The 26,787-nt window shown below is 63.7% G+C and carries 27 protein-coding genes; 13 read left to right on the top strand and 14 right to left on the bottom strand.

Annotated features, from left to right (window positions below; genetic code table 11):
* Window positions 1-27: 27 nt before the first annotated feature.
* The 5 genes from SZ63_RS05875 to SZ63_RS05855 form a co-directional block, all read right to left on the bottom strand.
* Window positions 28-1,401 (bottom strand): nucleotide sugar dehydrogenase, encoded by a 1,374-nt coding sequence (locus SZ63_RS05875; RefSeq protein ID WP_048182556.1) that lies wholly within the window; start codon window positions 1,399-1,401, stop codon window positions 28-30.
* On the bottom strand, window positions 1,398-2,501 hold the full coding sequence (gene wecB / locus SZ63_RS05870; RefSeq protein ID WP_048182553.1) for a non-hydrolyzing UDP-N-acetylglucosamine 2-epimerase: 1,104 nt from the start codon (window positions 2,499-2,501) through the stop codon (window positions 1,398-1,400). Before wecB ends, SZ63_RS05875 begins: the two co-directional genes overlap by 4 nt.
* A gap of 28 nt (window positions 2,502-2,529) precedes the next feature.
* Window positions 2,530-3,684 carry a glycosyltransferase family 2 protein gene (locus SZ63_RS05865; RefSeq protein WP_241481257.1) on the bottom strand — a complete coding sequence of 385 codons (1,155 nt, stop codon included), beginning with the start codon at window positions 3,682-3,684 and terminating at the stop codon, window positions 2,530-2,532.
* Between the two features lie 418 nt (window positions 3,685-4,102).
* On the bottom strand, window positions 4,103-4,915 hold the full coding sequence (gene truA / locus SZ63_RS05860; RefSeq protein WP_048182549.1) for a tRNA pseudouridine(38-40) synthase TruA: 813 nt from the start codon (window positions 4,913-4,915) through the stop codon (window positions 4,103-4,105).
* A complete protein-coding gene (locus SZ63_RS05855) occupies window positions 4,912-5,577 on the bottom strand; it encodes a CehA/McbA family metallohydrolase (RefSeq protein WP_048182547.1) in 666 nt (221 codons plus the stop codon). Before SZ63_RS05855 ends, truA begins: the two co-directional genes overlap by 4 nt.
* Before the next feature lie 43 nt (window positions 5,578-5,620).
* Here SZ63_RS05855 and SZ63_RS05850 point away from each other — a divergent pair, with 43 nt between their 5' ends.
* From SZ63_RS05850 to SZ63_RS05825, 6 genes are all read left to right on the top strand, one after another.
* On the top strand, window positions 5,621-7,045 hold the full coding sequence (locus tag SZ63_RS05850) for a dihydropteroate synthase-like protein (protein ID WP_048182544.1): 1,425 nt from the start codon (window positions 5,621-5,623) through the stop codon (window positions 7,043-7,045).
* Window positions 7,046-7,250: 205 nt separating this feature from the next.
* Entirely contained in the window at window positions 7,251-8,186 is a 936-nt protein-coding gene (locus tag SZ63_RS05845; RefSeq protein ID WP_241481256.1) for a fasciclin domain-containing protein, read from the top strand.
* 91 nt (window positions 8,187-8,277) lie between these two features.
* On the top strand, window positions 8,278-8,649 hold the full coding sequence (locus tag SZ63_RS05840; RefSeq protein WP_048182539.1) for a Mov34/MPN/PAD-1 family protein: 372 nt from the start codon (window positions 8,278-8,280) through the stop codon (window positions 8,647-8,649).
* Window positions 8,646-9,095: an adenylyltransferase/cytidyltransferase family protein gene (locus SZ63_RS05835; RefSeq protein ID WP_048182537.1), complete on the top strand. Its 450-nt coding sequence runs from the start codon at window positions 8,646-8,648 to the stop codon at window positions 9,093-9,095. Before SZ63_RS05840 ends, SZ63_RS05835 begins: the two co-directional genes overlap by 4 nt.
* A 44-nt stretch (window positions 9,096-9,139) precedes the next feature.
* On the top strand, window positions 9,140-9,814 hold the full coding sequence (locus SZ63_RS05830) for a small multi-drug export protein (RefSeq protein WP_048182534.1): 675 nt from the start codon (window positions 9,140-9,142) through the stop codon (window positions 9,812-9,814).
* Window positions 9,815-9,972: 158 nt separating this feature from the next.
* Window positions 9,973-11,523, top strand: a complete 1,551-nt coding sequence (locus tag SZ63_RS05825) for a PAS domain-containing protein (RefSeq protein WP_048182531.1) — start codon at window positions 9,973-9,975, stop codon at window positions 11,521-11,523.
* An 8-nt stretch (window positions 11,524-11,531) separates the two neighbouring features.
* Here the strand turns inward: SZ63_RS05825 and SZ63_RS05820 are convergent, their stop codons facing one another.
* Entirely contained in the window at window positions 11,532-12,215 is a 684-nt protein-coding gene (locus tag SZ63_RS05820) for a M48 family metallopeptidase (RefSeq protein ID WP_048182528.1), read from the bottom strand.
* A gap of 121 nt (window positions 12,216-12,336) precedes the next feature.
* Between SZ63_RS05820 and SZ63_RS05815 the strand changes: the two genes are divergently transcribed.
* Both SZ63_RS05815 and SZ63_RS12930 read left to right on the top strand, forming a co-directional pair.
* Complete coding sequence (locus tag SZ63_RS05815; RefSeq protein WP_048182525.1) at window positions 12,337-12,936, top strand: MerR family transcriptional regulator; 600 nt, start codon at window positions 12,337-12,339, stop codon at window positions 12,934-12,936.
* Between the two features lie 157 nt (window positions 12,937-13,093).
* The gene (locus tag SZ63_RS12930; RefSeq protein ID WP_156168401.1) at window positions 13,094-13,360 is read left to right on the top strand and encodes a hypothetical protein; all 267 of its coding nucleotides are present in this window, start codon (window positions 13,094-13,096) and stop codon (window positions 13,358-13,360) included.
* Here the strand turns inward: SZ63_RS12930 and SZ63_RS05810 are convergent.
* Window positions 13,338-13,769, bottom strand: coding sequence for a DUF61 family protein (locus SZ63_RS05810; protein ID WP_048182521.1), 432 nt, complete (start codon window positions 13,767-13,769; stop codon window positions 13,338-13,340). The two genes, SZ63_RS12930 and SZ63_RS05810, sit on opposite strands and share 23 nt — an antisense overlap.
* A 282-nt stretch (window positions 13,770-14,051) precedes the next feature.
* On the opposite strand from SZ63_RS05810, the gene SZ63_RS05805 reads away from it, so the two are divergent.
* The 3 genes from SZ63_RS05805 to SZ63_RS05795 all read left to right on the top strand — a co-directional run bounded on the left by SZ63_RS05805 (window position 14,052) and on the right by SZ63_RS05795 (window position 17,232).
* On the top strand, window positions 14,052-15,011 hold the full coding sequence (locus tag SZ63_RS05805) for a M28 family metallopeptidase (protein WP_241481255.1): 960 nt from the start codon (window positions 14,052-14,054) through the stop codon (window positions 15,009-15,011).
* 197 nt (window positions 15,012-15,208) lie between these two features.
* Window positions 15,209-16,714, top strand: a complete 1,506-nt coding sequence (locus tag SZ63_RS05800; protein WP_048182515.1) for a glutamine synthetase family protein — start codon at window positions 15,209-15,211, stop codon at window positions 16,712-16,714.
* Between the two features lie 224 nt (window positions 16,715-16,938).
* On the top strand, window positions 16,939-17,232 hold the full coding sequence (locus SZ63_RS05795; protein WP_048182511.1) for a hypothetical protein: 294 nt from the start codon (window positions 16,939-16,941) through the stop codon (window positions 17,230-17,232).
* On the opposite strand, the gene SZ63_RS05790 is transcribed toward SZ63_RS05795, so the two are convergent.
* Window positions 17,220-18,194 (bottom strand): cache domain-containing protein, encoded by a 975-nt coding sequence (locus SZ63_RS05790; RefSeq protein ID WP_048182507.1) that lies wholly within the window; start codon window positions 18,192-18,194, stop codon window positions 17,220-17,222. The two genes, SZ63_RS05795 and SZ63_RS05790, sit on opposite strands and share 13 nt — an antisense overlap.
* A gap of 122 nt (window positions 18,195-18,316) precedes the next feature.
* Here SZ63_RS05790 and SZ63_RS05785 point away from each other — a divergent pair, with 122 nt between their 5' ends.
* Window positions 18,317-19,009 (top strand): lactate utilization protein, encoded by a 693-nt coding sequence (locus SZ63_RS05785; protein WP_241481254.1) that lies wholly within the window; start codon window positions 18,317-18,319, stop codon window positions 19,007-19,009.
* A 136-nt stretch (window positions 19,010-19,145) separates the two neighbouring features.
* Window positions 19,146-19,967: a mechanosensitive ion channel family protein gene (locus tag SZ63_RS05780; protein ID WP_048182504.1), complete on the top strand. Its 822-nt coding sequence runs from the start codon at window positions 19,146-19,148 to the stop codon at window positions 19,965-19,967.
* A gap of 39 nt (window positions 19,968-20,006) precedes the next feature.
* Here SZ63_RS05780 and SZ63_RS05775 read toward each other — a convergent pair whose 3' ends face one another.
* The 6 genes from SZ63_RS05775 to SZ63_RS05750 form a co-directional block, all read right to left on the bottom strand.
* Window positions 20,007-21,476 carry an RNB domain-containing ribonuclease gene (locus tag SZ63_RS05775; RefSeq protein WP_048182501.1) on the bottom strand — a complete coding sequence of 490 codons (1,470 nt, stop codon included), beginning with the start codon at window positions 21,474-21,476 and terminating at the stop codon, window positions 20,007-20,009.
* 99 nt (window positions 21,477-21,575) lie between these two features.
* On the bottom strand, window positions 21,576-22,226 hold the full coding sequence (phoU, locus tag SZ63_RS05770; RefSeq protein WP_048182496.1) for a phosphate signaling complex protein PhoU: 651 nt from the start codon (window positions 22,224-22,226) through the stop codon (window positions 21,576-21,578).
* Window positions 22,227-22,233: 7 nt separating this feature from the next.
* Window positions 22,234-22,995, bottom strand: a complete 762-nt coding sequence (pstB, locus tag SZ63_RS05765; RefSeq protein WP_048182493.1) for a phosphate ABC transporter ATP-binding protein PstB — start codon at window positions 22,993-22,995, stop codon at window positions 22,234-22,236.
* A gap of 3 nt (window positions 22,996-22,998) precedes the next feature.
* Window positions 22,999-24,885 carry a phosphate ABC transporter permease subunit PstC gene (gene pstC / locus SZ63_RS05760; protein WP_082122664.1) on the bottom strand — a complete coding sequence of 629 codons (1,887 nt, stop codon included), beginning with the start codon at window positions 24,883-24,885 and terminating at the stop codon, window positions 22,999-23,001.
* Window positions 24,886-24,917: 32 nt separating this feature from the next.
* The gene (locus SZ63_RS05755) at window positions 24,918-25,775 is read right to left on the bottom strand and encodes a phosphate ABC transporter substrate-binding protein (protein ID WP_048182490.1); all 858 of its coding nucleotides are present in this window, start codon (window positions 25,773-25,775) and stop codon (window positions 24,918-24,920) included.
* Window positions 25,776-25,922: 147 nt separating this feature from the next.
* A complete protein-coding gene (locus tag SZ63_RS05750) occupies window positions 25,923-26,762 on the bottom strand; it encodes a class I SAM-dependent methyltransferase (protein ID WP_048183707.1) in 840 nt (279 codons plus the stop codon).
* Window positions 26,763-26,787: the final 25 nt, after the last annotated feature.

Genomic DNA, 26,787 nt, shown 5'->3' with positions numbered 1-26,787 from the left:
TGCCCGGCGAAACCGCGTCCGGGAGGACTAAAGGTAGCCCTCCCGCCCGTTCGGAGAGAGCAGGGATATGGACGGCGGCGATGAGGATGCAATCGACCTCGCGGCGCCCGCGGGGTACAGGCCTGCGGGGGCCGCGATATCTCCCGGAACCGTCTGCTGCACCGATGAACCGTCGCCCAGCACGCGGACGGCGAAGCCCTGGTCGGTCCACTTCTCGTGGTCGAGGATGTTCCGGGCATCTATGACGAGTTTCGTCCTCACCCGGAGCCCTGCCGGGTCGAGTTTCCGGAAGCAGTCGTGATCGGTGAGGATGACGATACAGTCGCTCCCTGCAGTCGCTTCCGGGAGATTCATGAGGGGGTGTGTGAACTCCGCCGCATACGGGTCGTGGCACCGGATGGCATACCCTTCGTTCTCGGCGAGCTGGATGAACTTGTATGCCGGGCTCTCCCGGGTGTCGCCGACATTGCCCTTGTAGGCGACACCGAGGATGCTGATCGTCGGGTCGCGAACCCCGGCAAGCAGGCCGCGTGCGACACGCAGCACGTAGTTCGGCATGGAGTCGTTGATCTCCCGTGCGGTGGAGACCATCCTGCACCGGGTCGAGTTCTCCGTCAGGAACCAGGGATCGACGGCGATGCAGTGCCCTCCGACACCCGGGCCCGGGTTGAGGACGGTGACCCGGGGGTGCTTGTTTGCGAGGGTGATGGCCTCCCAGACGTTGATCCCGCACTCCTCCGCGAGCTGGGCGAACTCGTTTGCGAGCGCGATGTTCACGTCGCGGCAGGTGTTCTCCATCAGCTTGACGAACTCCGCCGTCCTCGTGTCGGTCTGGTATATCTGCCCGCGGACGAAGGTCTGGTAGATCGCGGTCGCCCGGTCGGTGGAGTCCCGGTCGTAGCCGCCGATGATGCGGTTGTTGCCCGGCATCTCCTGCAGGGTTCGCCCCGGTATCGCCCGCTCGGGGCAGTGGGCGTAGAGGAAGTCTCCGACGGCAACGCCGCTCTTCTCGAGTCTCGGGATGACGACCCGTTCGCTGGTTCCGGGAGGGACGGTCGATTCGAGAACGACCAGGTTCCCTCTGCGAAGGTGGGGGGCGATCATGTCGGCCGCACTCTTGACGTAGGAGAGGTTGGAGACCTTCGTTGCCGGGTCCAGGGGCGTCGGCACGGCGATCAGGAAGACGTCCGCGGCCTCCGGTTCGGTTCTGACGAGGAACCGGCTTTTAGCCTCGCCGTAAAGGTCGTCGAGTCCCGGCTCCCCGAACGGCAGGTTCCCGCGATTCAGGCAATCCACCACGCTCCGCTTCACGTCGACGCCTACGACATCCGATCCGTGAGCCGCAAACAGCAGTGCAGTCGGCAATCCTATGTATCCTAATCCCAGTACACAGATCTTCATGTGCATTCTCCTCGGGCAGTCATCGGGGGCCGTGCGGCGGCACAGACCATGATAATCATTTTTCCGGCGATCCCATCTCCGTAGGGGTTCTTCCACCCGGATTTCCAGGATTCTATCGAACGAACCGCTTCGAGTATCTTTTGTGAGTCGGCACCGACCAGAATGTTCGATCCGACGTCCAGCGTCTCGGGCCGCTCCGTGTCGTAACGCATCGTGGCGCAGGGGACGCCGAGAACACAGGCCTCTTCCTGGACGCCGCCGGAATCGGTCAGCACGAGTTTCGCCTGCGACTCCAGTTGCAGGAACTCCAGGAACCCGAAGGGTTTGGTGAGGTTCAGCCCGTCGACGCCGATCCCGAGTTCCTTGATCCGTTTCTCGGTTCGCGGGTGGACGGGGAAGACGACCGGCAGGGAGAACTCCCTCTGCACCCCTTCGAGCCCTTTCAGGATCTCTTTGAGGCGCGTCCGGTTGTCCACGTTCTCCTGCCGGTGGGCGGTGACGAGGAAGTATTCACGGGGCTCGAGGTCGAGTTCTTTCAGTACGTTGCCCTTTTTCTCCGCTATGCCGAGGTTCTGGTATACCGCATCGACGACGGTGTTGCCGGTCACGCAGATCTTCCGCTCGGCGATCCCTTCCCGGAGGAGGTTGTCTCTCGCGCTCTCCGTCGGGGCGAAGAGGTAATCCGAGATATGGTCGGTGAGCACCCGGTTGATCTCTTCCGGCATCCAGCGGTTGAAACTCCGCAGGCCCGCTTCGATATGCCCTACCTTCATGTGCAGCTTCGATGCCGCGAGAGCCGCGGCCATGACGGTGTTCGTGTCCCCCTGCACCAGGACGACGTCGGGCGACTCCTTTACGAGGACGTCCTCGACGCCGGTCATGATCTTTGCCGTCTGGCCGGCATGGGTGCCGGAACCCACGTCGAGGCTGTAGTCCGGGTCGGGGAGTTCGAGTTCCTCAAAAAAGAGCCGATCCATCTCGTAGGAGTAGTGCTGCCCGGTATGAAGGATGAAGTAGTCGATACCTCTGCGTTCGCACTCCCTGATGACGGGGGACATCTTGATGATCTCCGGCCGCGTGCCGAGTATTACGCCAATCATTCTTCACGTCTCCTCTGCATCATATCGTTCACTCCCGCATCCTTGCGACGAGGGCAAGCGCCAGGCCCAGCATGAGTGCGACGGTCCCCGGGATCAGGAAGAGCGATGCAAGCATGCCCTGTTCGATCGGGACGAGGCCGGTCTCGCTGAATCCCCGGAGGAACTGGAGGAAGAAAAAGACTCCGGCAAGCATCGCGGCAAGCCCGGGCAGGCCGATATGGAGAAGTGGCTTTCTCTCCACGGCAAGCCAGAATATCGAGCCGAGCACCTCCATCCCGTGAGAGAGAGGGTTCTTTGTGGATGTATCGAAATCACCGTATTTGCAGTTTATCGGCGTCTCCCCGATACGTAAGCGTCTCTCCTGGGCGATCCGGAGCATCTCCGATTCCGTCGAGAAATCGTCCATCCGAAGCGCACCGAGCATCGATTCCATGGTCTTTCTGTTCAGCGCCCGAAAGCCGCACTGCGAGTCGGTTATCGAACTTCCGGTGCTGGAGACGATATCGAGCACTGCCCGGCCGAATCGCCTGTAAAACGGCATCTGGTCGAAGGTCCGAAAGCCGATGACGAGATCGGCAGCATCGGCGCGGATCTGTTCGACCAGGAGGGGTATCTCCCCGGGGTCGTGCTGGCCGTCGCCGTCCATGAAGACCAGGCAGTCGTAGTCGTGATCGACCGCATACCGTAGAGCGCTCTTGATCCCCTGCCCTTTCCCCCTTCGGACTCCGTGCGAGATGACGGTCGCCCCTGCGTCCCGGGCAATCTTCACGGTGTTGTCCGTACATCCGTCGTCTATCACCAGAACTTCGTCGACATGCTGCCGGGCTCGCAGGACGACGGAACCGATCGCGACCTCTTCGTCGAAACAGGGGATCGCCGCAAGCGTCCGCATCCTGCCCGGCCGTCGGGACACGACGGCGGCAGTCCCGGCGGTTTCGTTCACCGCCCGCCGGTTTCCCGGAGCCGCCGGCGTCCTCAGAGGGTTCACCTGCTCCTGAACCTCACAGCGGAGGGCCGGGACGCCTGTCGCGCTCTCCTGCCCGATGCTCCGGGGGCGATGTCGTTCGATCCATCTGTCTCTCTCTGCATCCATGTACTGCGGCAACGGCACAGTTGTTTCTTCGGCGAACCACCCCTCCAGGTGAGCGGGTGGCCTCGCGCGAACCGGATCCTTGTCGTACATCCACTTTCCCCTCTTGACGTACTGAAACGGGACTGTGCTGGCATATATTAATAGGTTATTATTAAACTTAACTGCTAAACTTTCTTAAAAATAAATGTAATTTAATTTACTATGGTGTTCCTAAAACCGCATCCGACCAGATAAACGTTCCGGTCCGGGGGAGAATGGCCGCTGTCTTTTCCCGGGAGTGGGCAGAAGTTCCGCACGCTGCGATTCCTGCTATGTCCGGTCTTATCGAATGCAGCCTTTAAGAAGGATTAAATGAAGCAGCCCCGGATGATGGGTGGAACGGCTGTTTTCCCCTGCCGCACCGCTTCCGGAAGATCCATTGTCTGTGGTCTGATCCTTTCAAAACAGCGATAATAAGGGAGGTCGGTTTCCCGATCCCCTCTGAACCATAGTGCTCCATTGGGAAGTATTATATTCCGGGTGTGTCGGGCTGCCGGTGATCCGCCGCGAGGTGTGCGGAGACCGTTGCCATGAGGACGTGGTAGCGATGCCGGTCGCCCAGATACCGGCTGCTTCTGGCGCCGATCGGGAGGGGCGTGAAGGGAATCCCGTAATCGATATCCCAGAGGATCAGCCCGTCGGGAGGAGCCGCAACGACTCTTTGCTCCGGCGGCCCGGCAAGAAGTCGTGCGATCTCCCCCGCCCCGGCCTCGCCTCTTCCCACCCGTCCGAGCATCGTTGCCATGCACCTGACCATGTTCCAGAGGAAACTCTCGCCTGTCACCTCGAATACGGCGAACTCCCCGTCGATAAAGACCCGTGATGCGAGGATCCTCCGCTCGGGGTTCCGGTCGCCGGCACGGGCGAACGCCGAGAAGTCGTGGCGCCCGAGAAACTCCTGCGCCGCCTCGTGCATGGCGGCGGCATCACCGGGGGCGAAGAAGTAGTAGCGGTAGGTCCTCGATACGGCGCTGTACCGGGGGTGAAACCCGTCCGGAGCCTCGGCCCACCCCGTGCACCAGATGTCTGAGGGGAGCACCTGGTTCAGCGCTTCAATCGCCCGCTCCGGCTTATCGGTCCGGAACGAACAGATCTGGCACCGGGCGTGCACCCCGCGGTCGGTGCGGCCGGCGGTGGCGAAGTTCGCCTTCCGCCAGTCGCCGAAGAGCCCCAGATGCCTGCAGGCCCCGATGAACTCGCCTTCCACGGTGCGGAGATCGGGCTGCATCTGCGAACCGAAGAACCGGTCCCCGAAGTACGAGAAGCGGAACGCCAGGTTCATCGGTGTACCGTCCGCCGGATTCTACGGAGAGCGCCCTTGATGGACTGGCGGGTGTAGGTATGGAGCGGGGTCATCCTTCCGCCCGCCATCGTTCGCCCTTCCCTGATCGCGGTGAGGATGGAGGCCGCATCGGGCTCGGCCGTGATGTAGGTGACTCCGAACCCGACGTAACGGGCGTTGTGGGCGTCGCTCCCGGCAACGCCGGGCTTCCCGAACTTCCGTGCTATGACTGCGGCCTTCCGGTTCGCCGAGCCGGTGATGTAGCGGCTGTTGAAGACCTCCACCGCGTCCACCGCGCCGATACCGGCCGCGAGTCTCCTCCCGACGCCGTGGCGCCAGCGGTGGTAGGGGTGCGGGAGGATCAGGAGAGCGCCCCGGACACGTGCGACGGCGACGGTCTCGAAGAAGTCGAGACCGTCCGGGAGGGGTGCCGTGATGCCGAGTGCGAGGAGATGGCCCTGTTTCGTCGAGACCTCGGTGCCCGGGATCACGGTCACGGGGGTGTCGCACTCGAGGGCGTAGAGGGCGCCTTCTACCGTGTCGTGATCGGTGATCGCGATGGCGTCGAGCCCGACCGCCTCCGCTCGCCGGAGTATTTCCTCCACACTGCTCTCTCCGTCCTTGGAGAACCTGGTGTGGACATGCAGATCGCACCGCAGCATGAGATCAGATTATTTGTCATCCTCAGAATAATAAGTGAAGTGTATGCACATTCTCCTCCCGACCGGATCGGCAACGGTCGGCATCGTGAAATCGGCAGCCCGGCGCTTTAGCGACCGCTACGAGATAGACGTGGCGGTCACCGGCGAAATTGCATCGTTTCTTACCCCCAAAGAGCTCCGGAGATTGCTTGCCGGCGGCAACTACGACATGGCGATCGTCTCCGGGATGTGCACCGCGTCGTTTGCCGAGGTCGAGCGCGAGACCGGCGTCCCGGTCTACCGCGGGCCGCGGCATGCAGCCGATCTCCCGCTGGTCCTCTCTGTGCTGGATACCGCCCGTCTCTCGAGATCCGTCCCCGCCGACGAGTTCCTTGCAGAGAGACGCCGCGAGGAGGCCTGCCGGCAGGTGGCGCTCCGGGAAGCGGCGGCGGAGGCGGACTTCATCGTCCGCGGTGTAAAGATCGGCGGGGGTTCGAGGATGAAGGTGCTCGCGGAGATCATGGATGCGCACAGGCGCGACGATCTCCCCGCCGACGTCCGGCGGTTCTTTGCCGACGGAGCCGATATCGTCGACCTGGGATTCGGGTTCGACGCGACCCCGGACGACGTCGCGCGATGCTTTTCGGCCCTCGCGGATATCGAGGGCCCGCTCGCCGTCGATACGCAGGACCCCGACCTCATCGCGGCGGCGCTCTCCCGCGCCGACCTGGTGCTCTCCCTGCACGAGGGGAATATCCCTGCCGTCGGGCGGGCGGTCGCGGAGGCCGGGGCGGCCGCGGTCGTGGTGCCGCGTGAGCGGACGCTTGAAGAGAACCTTGCCGCCGCCGGGGAGGCCGGGATCCACTGCCTGATCGCCGATCCCCTCCTCCAGCCGGCGGGTTCCGGGCTGACGCAATCGCTCGCCGGGTTCTCCGATGCACCCCGCCCGCTCTTCTTCGGGGCGGGCAACGTCGTGGAGCTGCTGGACGCCGACTCCCCCGGGGCGAACGCGCTGCTTGCGGGGATGGCGCACGAGGTCGGGGCCGCCGTCGTCTTCACGAGCGAGCACAGCGACAAGACGCGAGGGTCGGTCGCGGAGATGCGGCGGGCAACCGAGATGATGTTCCTCACGACCGATCGCCCGTACCCCAAAGACCTGGGGCTCGACCTCCTGATCCTGAAGGAGAAGCGGCGGCGGCGGGAGCCGCCGCTGGAGTACGAGAGCGTCGAGGATGCGCTTCCCATGCCCGACGAGATCGTCTACGATCCCCTGGGGTGCATCCGCATCGGTATCGAGGGGGACCGGATCGTCGCGGTTCACCGGAACCGCGCCGTGCGCGGGAAAACGTGGGAAGATGTCTTTTACACCCTTCTTTCAAACGGAAGCTTCTCCCGGCTCGACCACGCCGCCTACCTCGGAAAAGAACTCTTCAAGGCGGAACTCGCCATCAGGATGAAGAGGAGTTTCGAACAGGACGGGCCGTTCTGAGCGGCCCGCTCCCGCAGATCTTCATGCGAGGGCAGGCAGGGACGGCCGGGGATGCCGATCCCCGAAATTTATAGTAATACTTATATAATTGTGCTGTTATTTTCCTGCCCATGGCAGCGGCGAGCGGTGCCGAAGCGTTCCGGTTCGATTCCGGGACGATCCCGGCTGTTCTCCCTGCCAGGACATTTAACTGTGGTGAGACTGCATGAGAATGAATTCAACCATACTCGGGCTCGCAGCCGTCCTGGCCCTCGGGCTCGTTGCCCTGCCGGTTCTCGCGGCGACTGCCGACGTCGATATCCGCGGCGGAGAGTACATCCCCGCCTCGCTCACGGTCGAGGGCAATACAACGGTAACCTGGATGAATTACGACGAGGTGAGCCATACCGTCACCAGCACGGGCGGGGTCTTCGACTCCGGGCCGATAGAGCAGAACGAGACGTTCAACTACACATTCTCCGATACGGGAACCTATCCGTACGGCTGTACGCTCAACGCTTCGACGCGGCGGACACCCATGCAGGGAGTCGTCATCGTCGTCCCGGAGGGGATGATGGTCGAGGAGAACGGGAATGAGACCGGGGAGGGGGAACCGGCGAACATGACGCTGGCCGACCTGGTTGCCGGGGACGCGAACCTGACTTCCTTTGCGGATGCCGTCGGGCAAGCCGGACTCACGCGGACGGTGCTTAACGCCGGCGGGCCGTACACGGTCTTTGCTCCGAACGACGCCGCTTTCGAGGCACTCGATAACGAGACCCGTACTGCGCTCTTCAACGACACGGAGATGCTTGACACCCTGCTCATGCACCATGTGGTGAGAGGGAACTACACCGCGGAAGACCTGATGGAAGAGGCGAACGCCACCAACGAGACGGTTCTTGAGGCCCTTACCGGAGACAGCCTCAACGTCAGCGCGGCCGACGACGTCCTCACGGTAGGGAATGCAACCCTCGTTGCTTCCGATCTTGCGGCCGAGAACGGCATCGTCCACATCATCGACACGGTTCTCGTGCCGCCGGATCTCCTGCCGCCGGAGAACGTGACCCCGGCGGAGAACGTGACTCCCGTGGAGAATGAGACCGCAGTGGAGAACGTGACCCCGGAGGCTCCGGCGGAAGAGCAACGGGTCATCCCTTAACCTATCCTATTTTTTTCAGGACTCGCGCAGGCCCGGGCATGCATGCCCGACGCGAGGGCTTATGTTTCCTTCTCCCCTACCATTCAGTAGAATGGCCATATGCGGGATCAGCAGGGATCTGCTTTCGATGCTCTTCGAACTTGGGCGGGAACATCACCCGAACGAATTCGTTGCCGTGCTGCGGGAGCGGGACGGCGTTATCCGGGACCTCGACCTGGTACCCGGCACCGTCGTCGGGGAAGAGAGCGCCTCGTTCTTCATCGATATGCTCCCGCTGGACACCCACCAGGCCGGCAGCGCCCACAGCCACCCGAACGGCGTCCTCTCCCCGTCGGCGGCGGATCTCAGGTTCTTCCCCACGGTGGGGCGGTACCATATCATCGTCGGCTACCCCTACGGGAAGCGGGACTGGCGGTGCTACCGGGCGGACGGCAGCGCGACACGCCTCGAGGTGGTCGAGTGATCCGCGTGGTCGCGACGGGGACGTTCGATATCCTCCACCCCGGACACCTCTACTACCTCGAAGAATCGCGGGAGCTCGGCGACGAGCTCTTCGTGATCGTGGCGCGGGACGCGAACGTGAAACATAAGCCGAGACCGATCCTCCCGGAAGACCAGCGGCTCCGGATGGTCCGGGCACTAAGGCCGGTCGACCACGCGCTCCTCGGCGACCTCCACGATATGTTCAGGCCGATAGCGGAGATCCGGCCCGACATCATCACGCTCGGGTTTAACCAGCATTTCGACGAGGAGCATCTCCGGCAGAAACTCCGGGAACGCGGGCTCGACGCGGACGTCGTCCGGATACCCGGGTATCCCGGTTCGCTTGCCAGTTCGTCGAAGATCATCGAACGTATCCTGAATACCCGGGGGGCCCCGGGTTCCACCGGCCCTGCCGGTGAGGAGTGAAGGCCCCGGAAAGCGCGGGAATCACCCGCAGGTGACGGCGGTTCATGCGGCAGATCGAGATGTGGGGCGATGACGGCGATACGACGAGCTGGCTGAAGGTCACGGTTCCGTTCCTGCTCTGCGGTCTCTTTCTTGCCGTCGTATGGTTCTTCCTTCCGGCGGAGCAGTGGCTCCTGCTCGTCGGGATGATGGTCGCCTACATCGTCCCGCCGCTCGGCCGGGAGACGATCATCCCCGTCTGCATCCTCTGCGGGATTCCGTGGTGGCTGGCCGCGTTCGCCCTGGCGTTCCTGGACTTCGCCGGCGGGCTTTTCATGGCCTGGAACTTTCCGCTGGTCCTGCGCATCCCCTACATCGGCCCCTGGGTCAGCCGGCTGACGGAAGCGGGCAGGACGTTCCTCGACCGGCGTCCGTGGCTTGAGCGGCTCTACTTCGTCGGCCTCATCGCTTTCGTGGCTCTCCCCTTCGATGGGTCGGGAAGCATCGTCGGTTCCGTCGTCGGGAGAATGCTCGGGATGACGAAGACGGAGGTCATCTCCTGCATCGCCATCGGCGGTTTCATCGGCAGTTTTGCCATCGCTCTCGGCATCGACTACGTCGTGAACCTCATCCCGCCGGGAGCCGGATTCTGGGTCTCGCTTGCCGTCTTCCTCCTGATCGGCGCTGCACTTCTCGTGACATACCGCAGTTACTCGCGAAGGGCTGAAACCGGTGCCTGATCCCGGTGTTTTTGCGGGGAAGGATCGGTGCAGCGTAAACGAAAAGTTATAATACCAGGCCCGGGGATTAATCATCCTGGTCATCCGGGGAGGTCGCATACCGATGCTCCCCGGAACGGCCGGGGCGCCTTTGATCGGTCGCCCGGGACAATCTGAGTATGGATTCGAATACGACGAGCCGCCTGGAGGCCGGCAGGACTCCCGAGACGGTGCCCGACGTCACCGCTGCGATGCTGCAACAGGTTATCGAGACCTCGCTCTCCGGGATCTGCATCGTCGATCGGCAGGGCTGTATCGCTTTTGCCAACGCTTCGCTGCTTGCCATGTGGGGCTACGACCTATCAGAAGTGGTCGGAAAACCGGTGACCCGCCTCTGGCTCTCCCCCGAAGAGGGGCGGGACTGCATCGACCGCGCTCTCTTTGCCGGGCAGTGGACCGGGACGGTTGCCGCCCGGCGGAGGGATGCATCCTCATTTCCCTCCCGGATAACGCTCAGCACCGTCCGTGACCCCGAAACCGCCGACGTCTGGCTTCTCCTCTCCTGTATCGAGGCCGATGCGAAGCGCAAAGATGCACCCGGCCGCCGCTGCAGCCTCGAGCAGGCCGTCGCGGCGATGCCCGCCCGGTTCATGGACACGGCAGGGATCGATCCGGCGATCGACGACTCGCTCGAGGATCTCGGCCGCGCGTGCGGGGCGTGCAGGGTTTATCTCGCTCTCTTCAACGACCCGCGGACGCTGCTTGGCGCGACGCACGAATGGTGCCGGGCTGGTCAGGCTCCGTTGCGGGGCGAGTCCCGCAACCTCTTCAAGGGCGATCCGCCCCGGTGGGTCGTGCGGGTTCTCGAAGGCGAGACCGTGATCGTGAACGGGGTGTCCGGAGACGGGCGGCCGGAGAGGGGAGAGCGCGAGTTCCTGGAGCGGCACGGCGCTACCGCGGCCCTGATGATCCCGCTCCGGCTGAACGGAGCGGCCGTCGGCTTTTTCGGGTTTGATATGGACGGCGACGGCGCCCGTTTTGCGGACGAGGACGTGGCGCTTCTTTCTGCGGCCGTCCATATCATCGCGGGCGCGATCGACCGGAAGCAGTCAGAGTACGTCTTCCGGGAGTCGGAGGGTCTCTACCAGATCGTCCTCGACGCCATCACCGACACCGTTACCGTTGTCGATACCCGTCTCACCCTTCTTCTCGCGAACGACGCCTTCATCGCCTGGTGCGAAGACCTCGGGCTCGAAACAAACGTTGTCGGGAAGGATCTCTTCGCTGTCGTGCCGTTCCTCCCTCCCGCGACACGGCAACTCTACGAGCGGGTCATTCGGACCGGTCGGTCGCTGACATCGGAGCGATCTATCAGATCGGGCGACCGGACCATGATTCTGCGGGAGATGCGGATCCCGATATTCGAGCACGGCGAGGTCGCGAGGGTCGTCACCGTCGCGAGAGACGTCACCGCCCAGAGGGAGGTCGAAGATCTGAAATCGAAAGCCTACGCTCAGATCGAGCGGAACATGGAGCAGTTCGCTCTCCTCGCCGACCACATAAGGAACCCGCTCCAGGCGATCATGGGGCGTGCCGAACTGCTCGACGATGCCGAGACGACGGAGAAGATCCGCCAGCAGGTGCAGCGGATCAACGGGATCATCGACCAGCTCGACGAGCGGTGGGGTGAGTCGAGGAGACTTTCCATGTTCTGGCGGAAGTACTCCTGATACCCCGTTCACCGCATGTCCCGGAGCGTCCCCCATATCCGGTTCCGCTCGAGGATGATCCAGTAGCGGCGCAGTTCGGCTTCTGCAGCCTGGTAATTGGGGTAACGATCGCCGACGAGACGCCAGAACCGTTTGGAGTGGTTCTGCTCGCGGAGGTGGGCGGCTTCGTGGACGACGACGTACTCCCGCAGCGTCTCCGGGAGAGCTACGACGCGCAGGTTGATGTTGAGGTTGCCGAGCGCCGAGCAGCTTCCCCACCGTGTCTTCTGCATCTTCACGGCGATCCGTCCCTCTCTACGGCCGACGAGATCCGGGTAGGCCTCCAGCCGGCCGAGGACTTCCTCTTTCAGCGTCCGGGAGAGCCCTCTCCGGAGAGCGGGGACGGACGGGCAGGCGACGGTCCCGCGAGTCTCGTCGATCGCGAACCGCGCAGCCGGAACCAGGCGGCAGAATCGCCCGTGCAGGAGGAGCAGGTCCTCCCGCCCGCGCCCGTCGGCGGCCAGCCGGTCCAGTTCCCGGCGCCGCTTCTCGATCCAGGCCGCGTTGCGCTGCAGGAATCCCTCGACGTCGAACGCCGGGGGGGCGACCACGCGGAGGGTTCCGTCCGGCCGCACCTGGAGGCGGGCGGACCGCACCGGCTTGCGGATGACGGTCGTTCCATCCACGGTGCTCTCCTTCTCTCCCCGGTTCATGTATCAGTACTGGGACGCCGGCGGGAAAAAACGTGATCCGGCACGTACGTATACCTGATGACGACAAAGAGTTACGTAGGGCTCCCGCCCCGGGAAGCGGGCGGGCGCGGAGGACGGCAGCATGAACGAGAAGGAATTGAAGATCGGTGATATTGCGCACCTCACCGGACTTTCGGAGCAGGATGTTCGGGCACTCATCCAGACCTACGACAGCCTCTTTACCTACCGGACGATCGGGCGGGTCAGGCTCTTTCCGCAGAAGGCGGTGAAGATCGTCCGGGAACTCGCGGAACTCTCCGGGAGAGGGCTCTCGTCCGATGAGATCGTCGAAGAGGTCAAGTCCGGCAGGAAGTCGGCTGCACCGGAAGAACCGGCAGAAGAGATCGACCGGGCCGCCGCTCCGCTTCCGCCCGAGGTGGTGATCGAGCTTCAGGTGATGCGGGATACGCTGGCCCGGCAGGAGCGCCGGATCGCCCGCCTGGCAGAGGATCTCGAGCGGGAGCGCGAACTGAGAGTCGAGGAGGCCGGCCGGTTCCGGAAGGCCTTCGACGACCTCGAGGAGCGCCTCTCCGCGCAGCAGGAGCAGATCGCCCTCGTCGCGGAATGGGTGGACTACTTCGACCGGCAGATGGACGAGGTCACCCGCCCGGTGTTTGAGCGGTTCCGGAGGACGGTCGCGAAGAAGAGCGATTCCGACCCGCTTTCAGGCCGTTCCGGTTGACGCCGTGCGTGGACAGCCCGGGCCGCCGGTTGCCGTCCTTCCGTTACCTCAAGGGGATATATGTACCACTACATATCATTCGGATGTATAAAATTAACAAAATTTAAATAAGATTCCCGCTACCGGCACGCGGGGTGATAGAATCTCCCAGCAGAAGATGGCCACAGTATTGACCGTCGCCATTCAGGCACTGGTTGTCGGCGGGTTAATAGCCTGTATCGTCGTTGGAACACAGGATCGGCCGTCTCCAGCGGTCTCGCCGATGGATGAGGGCCTGCACGTGGATGACCGGCCGGCAAGCACCTCGCCGGCCGCGTATCCCGTCGTCGGCCACCGGGCGGCGGGTACCCTGTCGGGTGCCGGAGAGATGATCATCCTGTTCTCCGTGGGGGATTATTCCCCTACCCCATTACGATCTGCATGACCGTCGGGTACCTGTTCACGACGGCGTAGGCGAGGGGTTTTGCGATCCAGAGCCTCCCGCCCTGCATTCTGCGGAGGGAACTGATCTCCCCGAGGTCCTGGAGAGCCTGCACGGCGGCCTCGTCCGCGAGGAAGAAACTGTCCGGAACCGTGGAGTCGAAGTAGAAGAGGATCGGAAGCCGGAGCCGTCGCTGCAACTCGCCCGGGAGTGCCTGCTCCAGGTGAAGAAGGACGTCCCGGTCGAAGTCGTAGCGGTTCCCGCCCTTGGTGACGGATGACGGGTGTTCTTCCGCGAGGAGCCGGGAGAGGCGTTTGCGCTCCGCGACGACACCGTCGTTGATCCTGCCGATCTCAAGCCGCATCCATCGTAAGAGGGTCGACTCGTCGCTTGCTGATGGTCGGTCGGGCATATCTGCTCCTGTAGCGATCCTTCTAAGGCCGGGTTGAGAGACTGATCTCGTTGCCGTGCAATATATACCTGGCCCCGGGAGGCGCGTCTTCATATCCGGGTTCCCGGGCGCAAATCCGCCGACCCGAGTCCGGAAGCCCCTCTTTATCGGATCATAACGCTCTCGTCTTCCGGCGGAAAGTATATACCTCTACCCCTCCTTCCGGTGTCTTCTGCGTGATCATGCATGAAACGGGATTCAGCGCACCGGACATACACTCGGTGGCACGCCCGCTCCCCGGGGATGCCGTTCTCAGTTCTGCTGCTCGCCGGCGTAGCGGTTCTCCTTGCAGCCGCCCCGGCAGCCGCCACCGGCACCCCCGGGGGGGAGTACGACCCCGGGCTCGCTGCGATGCTCGCAGAGATCGATGAGTCCGAACTCCGGGACACGACCTACGACCTGCAGAATTTCTCGACCCGGGCATACGGCACCGACGGGAACCGGGACGCGGGTGCGTACCTCTCCGCGAGGCTTGCCGCAATCACGGGGCTCGAGGTGGAGCCCGGGGGCGGCGAACCCAATAATATCGTCGCCACGCTCCCGGGAAGCGGCGACTCCTCCGACGGAGTCGTGGTGGTGGGGGCGCATTACGACAGCACGTCATCAGACCCCGCCCGGGCGCCGGGGGCTACCGACAACGGCTGCGGCGTCGCGATCGTCCTGGAACTCGCCCGGGTGATGAGCGGGCACTCGTTCGACCGGACGGTCCAGTTCGCGTTCTGGAACGCCGAAGAGGTCGGACGACTCGGCAGCATCGACTACGCGGCCGATGCGGCGGTTCCGGTCGTGCTCTACCTCAATTACGACTCGTCCTGCTACGATCCGCTGAACCGTTCGGTCCTCGACATCGTCTACGACGAGCGATCGGCGGGCATCGCGGCACTCATGGCCGACTATAACACACTCTACGGCACGAACTTCACCCTGACCGAGAACGTCCATACCTGCACTTCGGACCACGTATCCTTCCGGGAACGGGGCTACCCGGCCGTGACAACCCACTGCGAGGAGCACGGCCCGGCCCATACCCCGGACGACACCATTGACCGTGTCTCGTTTGGGTATGCGGAGAGGAACGCCCGGCTTGGTCTTGCGGTGCTCGCGGAGGCGGCCGGGTTCCGGGGAGAGGAGGCCGGTGCCGCCATCCCGAAAGTCCCGATGATGGTGTGGGAGATCCCCGAAAGGCCGGACAGGGCGGGCTAGCGATGGAACGGAGCCGTTATCAGTCGCGCGGCTACTGTGAGATGATCGTGCTGCCTTTTTCAACCCTCAAGAGGTCGTTTTTGTCTTCGATCCGGTGATGCATCCCCCCCATATCCGGGAGCATGATGCCCTCGCCCGAACGGATGCGGAGAGGAGAACACTCTTTTTTATACGGTCGAAGCCAACGTTAAAAAAATATGAAAGATTCTGAGATCCTGATGAACCCCAACGAGCTGGTACGTTTTCTCAAGAAGGATCCGGCTGATTTTACGAAAGAGGACATCATACGGTTTTGTGAGGCGAACGGAATTGAGATGGTCAACTTCCGATACGCCGCCGAGGACGGCAAGCTCAAGACCCTCAATTTCGTCATCTCTTCGAAAGAACATCTCGATACCATCATCTCGGACGGCGAACGCGTCGACGGCAGCAACCTCTTCTCGTTCATCGAGGCGGGGAGCAGCGATCTCTACGTCATCCCCCGGTACCGCACGGCGTTCGTAAGCCCGTTCGCCGAGGTGCCGACGCTCGAGTTCCTCTGCTCGTTCTACGACAGCGACGGGAAGCCTCTCGAGAGCGCGCCCGAATACGTGCTCCGAAAGGCGGACGAGGAGTTCACCCGCCGGACCGGGTACACCTTCAAGACCCTCGGCGAGCTCGAGTACTACGTCATCAGCCCGCGGGACGATCTCTACCCCGGCCGCGACCAGAAGGGCTACCACTCGGCCGAACCCTTCGTCAAGTTCGCGGACCTGCGGGACGAGGCGATGCGGCTGATCGCCCGCGCCGGCGGCAGGATCAAGTACGGCCACTCCGAGGTCGGATGCTTCTATAACGACGATGCCTACTACGAGCAACACGAGATCGAGTTCCTGCCGATGCCGGTGGAGCAGGCGGTCGAACAGTTGATCGTCGCGAAGTGGGTTCTCCGGATGCTCGGCAACCAGTACGGCGTCGAGATCAGCTTCGCCCCGAAGATCACCGTCGGCAAGGCGGGAAGCGGGATGCACTTCCACATGCTCGTCGAGAAGGACGGCAGGAACCTGCTGGTCGAGGAGGGCAGACTGAGCCCGCTCGCCCGGAAGATGATCGCCGGTATCCTCGACGCCTCCGACGCCCTGACGGCCTTCGGGAACACCATCCCGACCTCCTACCTCCGTCTCGTCCCCCACCAGGAAGCCCCGACGACGGTCTGCTGGGGCGACCGCAACCGCTCGGTCGTGGTCCGGGTGCCTCTCGGCTGGGTCGGCGCCGACGGCATGACCCGCGACGCCAACCCCGGCGAGAACGGCCTTACGCCGAACCGCCCCTCAAAGCAGACGTTCGAGTACCGGGTCGCCGACGGCTCGGCGGATCCCTACCTGATCGTCGCCGGCCTTATCGTGGCGGCGCTCCGCGGCATCGAGATGCCCGGCGCGCTCGAGGCGGCCGAGAGACTCTATGTCAGCGGGAACATCTTCCGCCCCGAGTTCAAGGAGCGGCTTGCCGAGTTCCGGCAGCTTCCCGCCTCCTGCGTCGAGTCCGCCGAGGCGCTCGAGGCGAAGCGGGCGGTCTTCGAGGAGAACGGGATCTTCCCGGCGGGCATGATCGAGAGCAGGATCTCTACCCTGAAGGCGTTCGACGACCGGGGGTTGAGCGAGAGGCTCTACGGCAACAACGAAGCGATCCGGGAACTGGTTGAAGAGTTCCTTCACGTAGCGTAAGAACCCTGGTATACTTTTTTTCGACGCCGCCGGCACACCACCCATCCCCCGCACGCGAAGGCTGCGGCACGGGGCAAGCTTATTATCAGGAGGGCACCAGAGGAGGTGGCTCCCGGGAGAGGGGCGGGTTTTCCGGCGGGCGGAGGGCGCGGTCTCCCGCAGTCCGGGGAGGGGCGTTCGAAACCCCGAGAGCCCGGCGCTCACCCGGGTGATGAGGAACGCGTATGAGAGGCGAAGTCGAAGAGAAGATGGGGGAAGAATCGGGGCCGGTCACGTTTACGTGCTACCGCGTAGCCCCGGGAGAGGAAGAGGGCACTCCCGAGGAGAACATGAACACCTACAGCGTCGTGGTGCTGCTGCCCGACGGAGATTTCAGGCACCAGGTCGTCTGGGCACAAACGCCCGAGGATATCGGCGACGCGATCCGGGTTCCCCCGGGGTCGAGGGTGATCATGACCGAGATGAAGAGCACCCTCGTATGGGACAGCGAAGAGGTGGGGGCCGGTCAGGCCCCCTGATCTTTCAGGGTGCCGGGGAGGGGTGCGCTCTCTCCCGTGATCTCGCTTAGGTAGACCCCGGAGCCGACCCACCAGGTATCGTCGACCGGGAGGACGTAGCCGATCTTGAGTTCGTCGCGGTTCTCCTGTTCGGGGTTCGGCCAGACGAAGACGATGAACCCTCCTCCCGACTCTGCGGTATCCCTGAGCGCCCGGATGTTCTCCATCCCGAACGGGTCCTGCCGCCCGATCAGGCTCGTGCCGATCGAGTCCTGCAGGTGGGGGTGGGCAAGGAGCGTCCCGTTGTAGTCGTAGGCGTAGAGGTAATGCCCTTCCGGATCGACAAACATCCCGGAGGCGTTCGAGATCTCGGCAAACGCCGTTTCCGCCCCCTGCTCGCGGCCGTAGGCGGCACCGCGCTCGACGAGGCCGACCATCGCGGAGACAGGTTCGGGATACGGCTCGGTTCCGGGCCCGGCCGCGCCGGAGAGGTAGACGCCCGAAGCCACCCACCACGTCTCACCGGCAGGGGCGACGTAGACGATCTTCGGGATGTAGGTATCTCCCGCCGTCTCGTCGATCGACCCGTTCTCGGGTGCCGGGTAGAGGTAGGCGATGTACCCGCCGCCGTTTGCCGCCGTAGCCGCACCGATGCGGATCGCCGGCAGCCCCCGGACGTCGATCCAGTTTCCGCGGTCGGTGCCGATCGCATCCTTCTCGTAGGGGTGGGCAAGGAGCGTCCCGTTGTAATCGTAAGCGAATACGTAGAGGGCTCCCCGCGAGAACCTGCCCGCCTCGTTGTTGAATTCAGCGAAGGCCGCGTCTTCTCCGGCGCTCGCCGCATAGTCGGCGGCCTCCCGGACGAAGCCCGCGAGGTCTTCCGTGGTCACGTTCTCTTCCACGGCTTCTGTTTCGGCAGGACCGCTGCATCCGGCCGCGAGCACCAGGAGGAAGGCCATGACGACGAGGTAACATCTTTTCATAGTCTCTTGTGGGATGGAATACCAAAAAAACACGCCGGAACCTTCCTTGCCGTGAAACCGGTACGGCCCTGTTCATCGAGAAGTATATGTGGGATCGCATCCCCCGACCGCGAGGTGATTGAATGGCGAATGTTACCCAGCAGATGGCGAAGGCCACGGAATACAGTGCGGCCAACCTGATGGCCGATGCCGGGGTCGATGCGGAGCGGTGGAGCCGGACGCCGGACGAAGCGACGCTCAAGAAGACGGTCGAGGCGATCGAGGCCCGGAATGTAAGGGTGATTCTCGTCGATACGGCGGGAGATGCCCTCCGGACGGTCGTCGATCTGCTGCCCGAAGGAGCCGAGGTCATGAACGGCTACTCGACGACCCTGGTCGAGATGGGGTTTGACCGGGTGCTCAAAGAGAACCCGAAGGGATGGCGGGACTACCACGCGGTCATCACCGCCGAGAACGACACCGGGAAGCGGCACGCGCTCCGCCGGAAAAGCGTCGCCGCGGACTACTTCCTCTCCGGGGTGCAGGCGATCGCCGCCTCGGGCGAGATCGTCGGGTGCGACAAGACCGGGAGCCGGATGGGGGCGTGGCCTCACGCGGCGGCGCACCTCATCCTCGTCTCCGGGACGAACAAGATCGTGCCGACCGTCGACGATGCCCTCCGGCGGTGCCGGGAGTACTGCCTGCCCCTCGAGAACCAGCGTGCGCAGCACGCCTACAATACCGGGAGTTACATCGGCAAGCACGTGATCCTCGACCGCGAGGATGCCGACGGGAGGGTGACCCTGGTCCTGATCCGGGAGCTGCTCGGGTACTGAATCCGGCCGCCCCGCGCGGGGGCACCGGGCTTATGCCCGGTTCAGCTCTTTTGCGGGGTGCGGGTAAACCGCATCCTCCCTCCTTTCCTCCATCCGGAGGGTTCGGTATATCTGACCTCCCGTGCCATCTTGATGCATGGAGATCGCAGAAATCCTCAATTTCACCGTTCCGCTCTCCGACATCACGCTCGAAAGCGTTGTTCTCGCCGTGCTTGTCGCGATCATCGGATGGATCGTGGTGAAGGTGCTCACGTCCGTCTTCACGAAGATGCTCTCCCGGGCCTCGAACCTGCCGGGTCTGGTCATCGAGTTCCTGATCCGGTTCTTCTCTGTCCTGCTCTACGTGATCCTCGCCCTCGTCGTCCTCGCGACGCTCGGGTTCGACGTCTCCTCCGTGGTGCTCGGGCTCTCGGCGGTGATCGGGCTCATCCTCGGTTTCGGCCTCCAGGACACCGTCACCAACCTCGCCGCCGGGGTCTGGCTGGCGGCGTTCCGCCCCATCGACAGGGGTGAGTTCGTCGAGGTCAACGGCATATCCGGGACGGTCACCTCGGTCGGTATCATGGCGACCGAGCTGCTGAAGCCCGACAACACCTACATCACCATCCCGAACGCCCTCGTCTGGGGGAGCCCGGTGATCAACTCCACCAGGATGGAGACCCGCCGCGTCGAGGTCAGGGTCGCCGTCGCCTACGACAGCGACCTGAATAAGGCGATCCGGGTCGCCACCGATCTGATGACAGCCCACGCAGGGGTGCTTTCGTCGCCGGAACCCGTGGTCATCGTCACCGAACTGGCCGACTCTTCGGTGATCCTCGCTCTCCGGGCATGGGCGAAGACGTCGGATTTCTGGGGCGTCCAGTGGGACCTGAACCGCGACGTCGTCGGGGCGTTCAGGGGGGCCGGAATCGAGATCGCCTTCCCGCAGGTGGACGTCCACCTGGGCCGGGTTCGATAAATCTCCTCTTTTTCGTGCCGATCTTTAGAGGGGTATCCCTCACCGGGTGCGCCCGAAGTCGATGAAGCCTTTGTAGGGGTCCGCCTCCATCAGGCGGACGCGCACCCTCTGGCCGACCCTGAGCCCCTGCTCGCCCAGCACGATCCTTCCTTCGGCCGGCGGGTCGATCAGCCGGACGTACGTCCCCTTCTCCGAGGCGCCGGTGACGAACGCATCGAACGTCTCGCCGATCCGCTTCTGGAGGAGGACCGCGGCCGCGGCCTTCCGGACGTAGCGCTCGACCTTCTGCGACGCCTTCTCCCGGTCGGTCAGCTGCCGGGCGAGTTCGTCGAGTTCGGCGGGCGTGTAGGGCTGGTCGCGCTCGCCGTCGAAGACGGATTTCACCAGCCGCTGGATGATGAGGTCGACGTAGCGCCGGTTCGGGGCGGTGCCGTGGGTGTAGTCGGTGACGGCGAGAGCAAAGTGGCCGATCGGCTCGTCGCCCTGCCGGAAGGCCACGTACTCGCCCGCCCCCATCAGTTTCACCACCGTCAGCGAGAGGTCGGGGAAGCGGTCGGGGTCGGCTGCTTTCTGCCGGATGAGGAACCGGGTGAGCGCCTCGGCGTCCGGTTCGGCGGGCAGGGTCTCGCCGCGCTCCGTCGCCTCGGCAACGATTCCGTCCCAGTTCTTCGGGGTGCGGACGACCCGGTGGATCATGGGGAGATCGGCGGCGTTCAGGAACACCGTCAGGGTTCCGTTCGCCGCGACCATGAACTCCTCGATCAGGCACCGGGCGCGGTTCTGCTCCTGGACGACGAGGCCCAGGACCCGGTTGTCCTCAACGAGCGGTTCGGCCTCGATCGTCTCGAGGGCGAGCGCCCCTCTCTCCGTCCGGCGTTTCCTCATCCGCACCGCGGCCTCGTCCTGGAGGAGAACCTGCTCCGCGAGGCCGGGTGTCTCCGCGATCGTCTCCGGGACGGGCCCTTTCCCCTCCAGCCAGTCGCCGACCTCCTCGTAGACGAGTTTTGCCCGGTTCGCAACGATTGCCCGGTAGACGTCGCCGGGCACCGCGCTCCCGTCCGGAAGGACGGTGTACTCGATGACGATCGCCATCCGGTCACGTCCGGGCAGGAGCGAGGTGATGCCCGCCGAGAGGCGGTCGGGGAGCATCGGGAAGGTCGTGACCCCGGTGTAGACCGATGTTCCGTTGTGGGCGGCGTGCCGGTCGGTCTCCGAATCTTTCGGGACGTAGACGTCGACGTCGGCGATGGCGACCCTGACCAGGATCGCACCGTCCGGCCCTTCCTCGCAGACCTCGATCTGGTCGAGATCCTGTGAGTCGTGGTTGTCGATCGAGGACCAGAGGAGCGAGCGGAGGTCGCGGGGGTCGTCGAGGGTCTCCGGGAAGACCTTTGCGTCGAGCCCCCCGACCTCGCGGAGGACGGACGGCGGGAATCCGGGGATAAAACCATACTGCTGCATCGCCGCCCATGCGATGCCCTTGAGGTTGACGGGCTGCTGGTTCTGCATCTCTGCTTGAGTGATTCGTTTACGGGTATAAAAAATGGCCTGTGGGGGCCTTTGCTCTATCCACGGCGGTTTCGACCTGCTCTTATCGTGCCGGACGGTTCACCGGATCTCGATCCGCTCCCCCGTCGCCATGTAGTGCACCTTCTCCGCGATCTTGCACGCGTGGTCCCCGCACCGTTCGAGGTACCGGGCGATCATGACGTAGTTCGTGCACCGCGTGATGTTCTTCGGGTCCTCCATCATGTAGGTGAGGCACTCGCGGAATATGGAGTACCTGAGGGCGTCGACGACCTCCTCCTGCTTTATGATGTTGTCTATCACGGAGAGGTCCTCGCGCTCGAATGCGATCAGCGTATCCGCGATCATCCCCTCGACGAGATTCCCCATATGGGGGATGCTGACGAGGTTTCCCACATGCGGAGCGTCGGCGAGATCGGGCACGACGATGGCGATGTCTTTCCCGTAACGGCCGATGCGGTAAAGGTTCGTGATCACCTTCATCGAGGCTGCGATCGTCCGCAGGTCCTTTGCCATCGGCTGGTGGAGGGCGATGAGTCTCAGGCATTTCTGTTCGATCTCGTGGTCGTAATCCGCGAGATCCTTCTTGTCGCGGTCGATCGATCCGGTGAGCGTCGCGTCCCGTGTCCGGAGCGCTTCCATCGACCGGTGCAGCATGCCCTGCGCGAGGCGGCCCATCACGAGGACGTCCCCTTTCAGGGACGCAAGTTCCGTATGAAATTTCTCTACCATAGTCTCCCTACCCGAACCGTCCGGTGATGTAGTTCTCCGTCAGTTCTTCGCCGGGATCTTCGAAGATCTTCGTGGTCATATCGAACTCCACCAGTTTTCCCATGTACATGAACCCGGTGTAGTCGCTGGCCCGTGCCGCCTGCTGCATGTTGTGCGTGACGATGACGACGGTGTAGTTCCGGGCAAGCCGGATGATGAGGTCCTCGATCTTTGCTGTGGCGATGGGGTCGAGGGCGGAGCAGGGTTCGTCCATCAGGATCACCTCGGGTTCGACCGCGAGGGAACGCGCGATGCAGAGCCTCTGCTGCTGCCCGCCCGAGAGGGCGAGCGCGGGTTCATGAAGGCGGTCTTTTGCCTCGTCCCAGAGCGCGGCACCCTTCAGGCTCTCTTCGACGATACGGTCGAGCGCCTTCTTCTCCCTCACCCCGTGAATGCGGGGGCCGTAGGCGACGTTCTCGTAGATGCTCTTCTGGAACGGGTTCGGTTTCTGGAAGACCATGCCGATCTTCTCGCGGATCGCGTATACGTCCGCAAGGGAGTCGTGGATACCGTTCCCGTTAAAGAGGATCTCTCCGGTGATTCGCGATGAGTCGATGAGGTCGTTCATCCGGTTGAAGCACCGGAGCAGGGTTGATTTCCCGCATCCCGACGGCCCGATGAGCGCCGTAACCCTGTTTTTCGGGATCCGGATCGAGATATCGATGAGGGCGTGGTTCTGCCCGTACCAGAGGTTGAGGTCTCTTGTCTCGAGGATCGTGGATTCATCCATTTTTTACATCACCTTTTCCCGGTTGTATCGCCGCCGTACAAGGATTGCGGCGAGATAGATCGCGAGGACCAGCAGCAGAAGCACGAACGCGGTCCCGTAGCTCTGCGTGCTCGCCCCCGGAATGCTCGTGGTGAGGACGAAGAGGTGGTAGGGAAGGGCCATCACCGGTTCTGCGAGCGACGACGGCAGGTATCTGCTGCTGAAGACCGCCGCGGTGAACATGATTGGAGCGGTCTCGCCTGCGGCGCGCCCGATGGAGAGGATCGCTCCGGTGAGGATCCCGGGGAGCGCCGGGGGGAGAACCACCCGCCGGATCGTCTGCCACTTCGTCGCCCCGAGAGCGTAACTTCCCTCCCGGAGTGAGCCGGGGATCGACCGGAGCGATTCTTCGGTCGTCCGTATGATCGTGGGGAGAATCATCAGGCCGAGGGTGATCTGCCCGGCGATCAGCGAGACGCCGAAGTTCAGGAAGAGGACGAGGAATGCAAACCCGAACAGCCCAAAGACGATGGACGGCGTCCCGTTCAGCAGGTCCACCGCGGCACGGATGCCCCGCGTCAGCGGGGTGTCGGCCGTGTACTCGATGAGGTAGACGGCGGTCGCGATCCCGAGGGGCAACGCAACCGCGAGCGCCCCCGTGACGAGCCAGAACGTCCCGGCGATCGCGGGGAAGATCCCCCCCGCTCGCCCGAGGTCTCTCGGGGACCCGGTCAGGAACTCCCAGGTGATCGCCCCGGCGCCGTTGACGACGATCTCGAAGAGGATCACCCCGAGGGCCGCGAGCACGATCGCAGCCGAGAGCGATATCAGGAGAAACGCGCATCGCTGCGAGGTCCTCGGGTGGGCGAGCCTCCCGAACGGTGCCGATGCGGCGTGGGTTATGCGCGAGGCCGCAGCTGTAAGTGCCCGATGCGGTTTGGGCCGCGCCGTAGCCTGCATCCGGTTGACGATGACCCTTGCCGCGCCGTTGACGGCGAGCGTGATGACGAGCAGGATCACCGCGACGCCGAAGAGCGCGTGATAATGCGTGCTTCCGAAGGCGACTTCGCCCATCTCGATCCCCAGCGTCCCGGTCAGCGTCCGCACGGGAGAGAAGATGTCGGTTATCGGGTCCGGGATGACGGCGGCGTTCCCCGTGACCATGAGCACCGCCATCGTCTCGCCGATGGCGCGCCCCATCCCGAGGATGATCGCCGCGCCGATGCCGGAGAGCGCACGGGGCACGACGACATTCTTGATCGTCTGCCAGTGGGTTGCCCCGAGAGCGAGGCTGCCTTCCCTGAACTCGCGGGGGACCGAACTGACGGCGTCCTCGGCGACGCTCGTGATCGTCGGGATGGCCATGACTGCAAGGAGGATCGAGCCTGCGAGCCAGCTCGACCCCGACGGCTGGTCGAAGGCGATGCGGATCCAGTCGGCCAGGAGGATCAGGCCGAAGAACCCGTAGACGACGGAGGGGATGCCGGCCAGCAACTCGACGGCCGGTTTGACGACCGATCTCGTCCGGGGACCGGCGATCTCCGCGGTGAAGACGGCCGTACCGATACTGAGCGGGACGGCGATGGCCATCGCGAGCGCGGTCACCAGGACCGTGCCGACGATGAGCGGGAATGCGCCGTATGCCGGATCCCGCCCCGCCGGGTTCCAGTCCTGGCCGACGAGGAAGTTCCATATGCCGGTCTCGAGAACGATCTGGTAGCCGTCGCGGAGCAGGAAGACGATGATGAAAAAGACGGTGACGATCGCAAAGAGCGCGACGAAGAGGAGCAGTTTGCCGACGATTCTATCGACGAGCTGTCTCTTTGCCCCGGCTGAGATGAGGCCGATCCCGGGTCGCCGGAGCCGCCCGAAGCTCTGGAACGGAACCGGTGCAGCCTGTTCTTTCTTCATGGTCGCTCCGGTCGATCAAAAGAGAGGCGGGGTCACCCCTGCACCGGGATGTAATCGACGCTCGCCACGATCTGCTGTCCTTCCGTGCTCATGATGAAGTCGAGGTACTGCCGTGCGAGACCGTCCGGCTCTCCGTTCGTCAGCATGAAGAGCGGCCGGCTGATCGGGTAGTTTTTACCCGTAATGTTCTCGAGCGTGGGCTCGACGGCGGTTCCGTCGATGTCCAGCGAGAGCGCCTTCACGCCTTCGGTGTAGCCGAGGCCGACGTAGCCGATCGCGCCGGGAGTCCGGGAGACCTTCTGCTGGATTCCGCCGTTCGAGTTGAACTCTTCCTGCGTTTTGGTGAAGTCTTCTTTCTCCAGCACGTATTCCGAGAAGAACTCCCGCGTCCCCGAGGCACTGTCTCTCCCGACGACGACGATCTGCCGATCGGATCCTCCCACCTGGTTCCAGTTCGTGTAGGTGCCGTTGTAGATGCCCCGCGCCCCGTCAAGCGTGAGGCGGTCGACGGTGTTTTCCGGGTGAACGATGAGAAGGATCGCATCGTCGGCGACGTGGTGCCTGACGATACCGGGGTAGCCTGCAACCTCTTCGGGTTTGAGGTCGCGCGAGGTCATGCCGATATCCGCGGTGCCCTCGCCGACGGCTTTGATCCCGACGCTCGAGCCTCCCCCGCTCACCATGATTCCGGCGGAGGGGTATTCGTCTTCGAACGCTTCCCTCGCTTTCTCTGCGATGGGCAGCACCGTCGTCGAGCCCGTTACCGTGATCTGTTGTGATACCGAAGAATCGGACGGCTGGCCGCCGACACACCCGGCCGCCACCAGGAATGCCACGAGGATGCCGGCGACGGCAACCGTGGTCGCACCAGACAGACTTTTTCCTGTCATGGTATGAACGAGAATACGAAAAGGTATATTGGTTCTCGACGTCGGATATAGGTGACTCCATAATCACAATAGCAGTATTGTTTTTCCGGAGACGGCGCTTCTTCGGAACGGATGCCTGCATCCTGCCGGGCTGCTACGGTGTATTCGCTAACCGTTCGTTTTCTCCCACCAGATCGCTGCGGTCGGGCGCACCGTCGTCTCGACGTACCTCCCGGACTCGTTTTTGCGGAGTGCCCGGGTGAAGTACTCCCTGATGGGGGCGAGGTCTTCCATCCCGGGGTTGTGCATCGCCACCCAGGTCCGGACGGCCTCTTCGGGGGAGTCGTAGACCGCGTCCCAGACGGCACGGTATATCGTGACGTTCGGGTAGATCCCGGCGTCGTGGAGGATGTTGACGGGGTAAATGTAGTCCGGGTAGCCCTTCTGCATGGTCGCTTCTTCTCCGAAGACCGCCCGGTAGAGCGCCATCTCGTCGGGGTTCCGCCACTCTCCCGCGTGCCAGAAGAGGTAGACCGACCGGCGAGCCGCGGCATCGAGCTTCTCCAGGGCGGCGGCGAGGTCGTAGAACCCGAGCGAGAACGCCGCGACGACGACGTCGTGCGGATCGATATCCTTCCAGATAACCGTATCTTCCCACCGCATCGTGACCGTGGAGTAGTTCGTGAGCCCCTCTTCCGCCATCCGCTCCCGGAGGACGGAGAGCATGCCCTCCGAGGGGTCGAGGGCCGTCACGTGGGCGGCGGTCCGGGCAACCGGCACGGCCAGCCTCCCTGTCCCGGCACCCATATCGAGCACGGTGTCGCCGGATCGTACGTCCAGGATCGCGAGTTCATGTTCGGTCGCTTTCTTCTCGTCCTGGGTGATCCGCCGGTAGGCGGCGGCGCGTTTGTCCCAGTGGGCGGCGGGATCGCGGTCTTTTTCGGCACGTTCGGACGAACCCGCGTGAAGCGCCTTCCAGAGTTCGTTCCAGTCGATGATCCGGTGCATACATTCCTTTCCTCTCCGCGAGTAT

The sequence above is a fragment of the Methanoculleus sediminis genome (assembly GCF_001017125.1).
GTDB lineage: Archaea > Halobacteriota > Methanomicrobia > Methanomicrobiales > Methanoculleaceae > Methanoculleus > Methanoculleus sediminis.
This window is presented reverse-complemented; position numbering and strand designations above follow the sequence as displayed.

Excerpts from the sequence above, each read along its gene's own strand:
- SZ63_RS05785 (WP_241481254.1), top strand. The coding sequence starts at position 18,317 with ATGGCGAATGTTACCCAGCAGATGGCGAAGGCCACGGAATACAGTGCG.
- SZ63_RS05775 (WP_048182501.1), bottom strand. The coding sequence starts at position 21,476 with ATGCAGAACCAGCAGCCCGTCAACCTCAAGGGCATCGCATGGGCGGCG.
- SZ63_RS05850 (WP_048182544.1), top strand. The coding sequence starts at position 5,621 with ATGCACATTCTCCTCCCGACCGGATCGGCAACGGTCGGCATCGTGAAA.
- pstB (WP_048182493.1), bottom strand. The coding sequence starts at position 22,995 with ATGGATGAATCCACGATCCTCGAGACAAGAGACCTCAACCTCTGGTAC.
- SZ63_RS05800 (WP_048182515.1), top strand. The coding sequence starts at position 15,209 with ATGAAAGATTCTGAGATCCTGATGAACCCCAACGAGCTGGTACGTTTT.
- SZ63_RS05780 (WP_048182504.1), top strand. The coding sequence starts at position 19,146 with ATGGAGATCGCAGAAATCCTCAATTTCACCGTTCCGCTCTCCGACATC.
- SZ63_RS05865 (WP_241481257.1), bottom strand. The coding sequence starts at position 3,684 with ATGTACGACAAGGATCCGGTTCGCGCGAGGCCACCCGCTCACCTGGAG.
- SZ63_RS05825 (WP_048182531.1), top strand. The coding sequence starts at position 9,973 with ATGGATTCGAATACGACGAGCCGCCTGGAGGCCGGCAGGACTCCCGAG.
- truA (WP_048182549.1), bottom strand. The coding sequence starts at position 4,915 with ATGAACCTGGCGTTCCGCTTCTCGTACTTCGGGGACCGGTTCTTCGGT.
- SZ63_RS05750 (WP_048183707.1), bottom strand. The coding sequence starts at position 26,762 with ATGCACCGGATCATCGACTGGAACGAACTCTGGAAGGCGCTTCACGCG.
- SZ63_RS05795 (WP_048182511.1), top strand. The coding sequence starts at position 16,939 with ATGAGAGGCGAAGTCGAAGAGAAGATGGGGGAAGAATCGGGGCCGGTC.
- SZ63_RS05845 (WP_241481256.1), top strand. The coding sequence starts at position 7,251 with ATGAGAATGAATTCAACCATACTCGGGCTCGCAGCCGTCCTGGCCCTC.
- SZ63_RS05830 (WP_048182534.1), top strand. The coding sequence starts at position 9,140 with ATGCGGCAGATCGAGATGTGGGGCGATGACGGCGATACGACGAGCTGG.
- SZ63_RS05815 (WP_048182525.1), top strand. The coding sequence starts at position 12,337 with ATGAACGAGAAGGAATTGAAGATCGGTGATATTGCGCACCTCACCGGA.
- SZ63_RS12930 (WP_156168401.1), top strand. The coding sequence starts at position 13,094 with ATGGCCACAGTATTGACCGTCGCCATTCAGGCACTGGTTGTCGGCGGG.
- SZ63_RS05875 (WP_048182556.1), bottom strand. The coding sequence starts at position 1,401 with ATGAAGATCTGTGTACTGGGATTAGGATACATAGGATTGCCGACTGCA.
- SZ63_RS05820 (WP_048182528.1), bottom strand. The coding sequence starts at position 12,215 with ATGAACCGGGGAGAGAAGGAGAGCACCGTGGATGGAACGACCGTCATC.
- pstC (WP_082122664.1), bottom strand. The coding sequence starts at position 24,885 with ATGAAGAAAGAACAGGCTGCACCGGTTCCGTTCCAGAGCTTCGGGCGG.
- wecB (WP_048182553.1), bottom strand. The coding sequence starts at position 2,501 with ATGATTGGCGTAATACTCGGCACGCGGCCGGAGATCATCAAGATGTCC.
- SZ63_RS05755 (WP_048182490.1), bottom strand. The coding sequence starts at position 25,775 with ATGACAGGAAAAAGTCTGTCTGGTGCGACCACGGTTGCCGTCGCCGGC.
- phoU (WP_048182496.1), bottom strand. The coding sequence starts at position 22,226 with ATGGTAGAGAAATTTCATACGGAACTTGCGTCCCTGAAAGGGGACGTC.
- SZ63_RS05840 (WP_048182539.1), top strand. The coding sequence starts at position 8,278 with ATGGCCATATGCGGGATCAGCAGGGATCTGCTTTCGATGCTCTTCGAA.
- SZ63_RS05805 (WP_241481255.1), top strand. The coding sequence starts at position 14,052 with ATGCCGTTCTCAGTTCTGCTGCTCGCCGGCGTAGCGGTTCTCCTTGCA.
- SZ63_RS05855 (WP_048182547.1), bottom strand. The coding sequence starts at position 5,577 with ATGCTGCGGTGCGATCTGCATGTCCACACCAGGTTCTCCAAGGACGGA.
- SZ63_RS05790 (WP_048182507.1), bottom strand. The coding sequence starts at position 18,194 with ATGAAAAGATGTTACCTCGTCGTCATGGCCTTCCTCCTGGTGCTCGCG.
- SZ63_RS05810 (WP_048182521.1), bottom strand. The coding sequence starts at position 13,769 with ATGCCCGACCGACCATCAGCAAGCGACGAGTCGACCCTCTTACGATGG.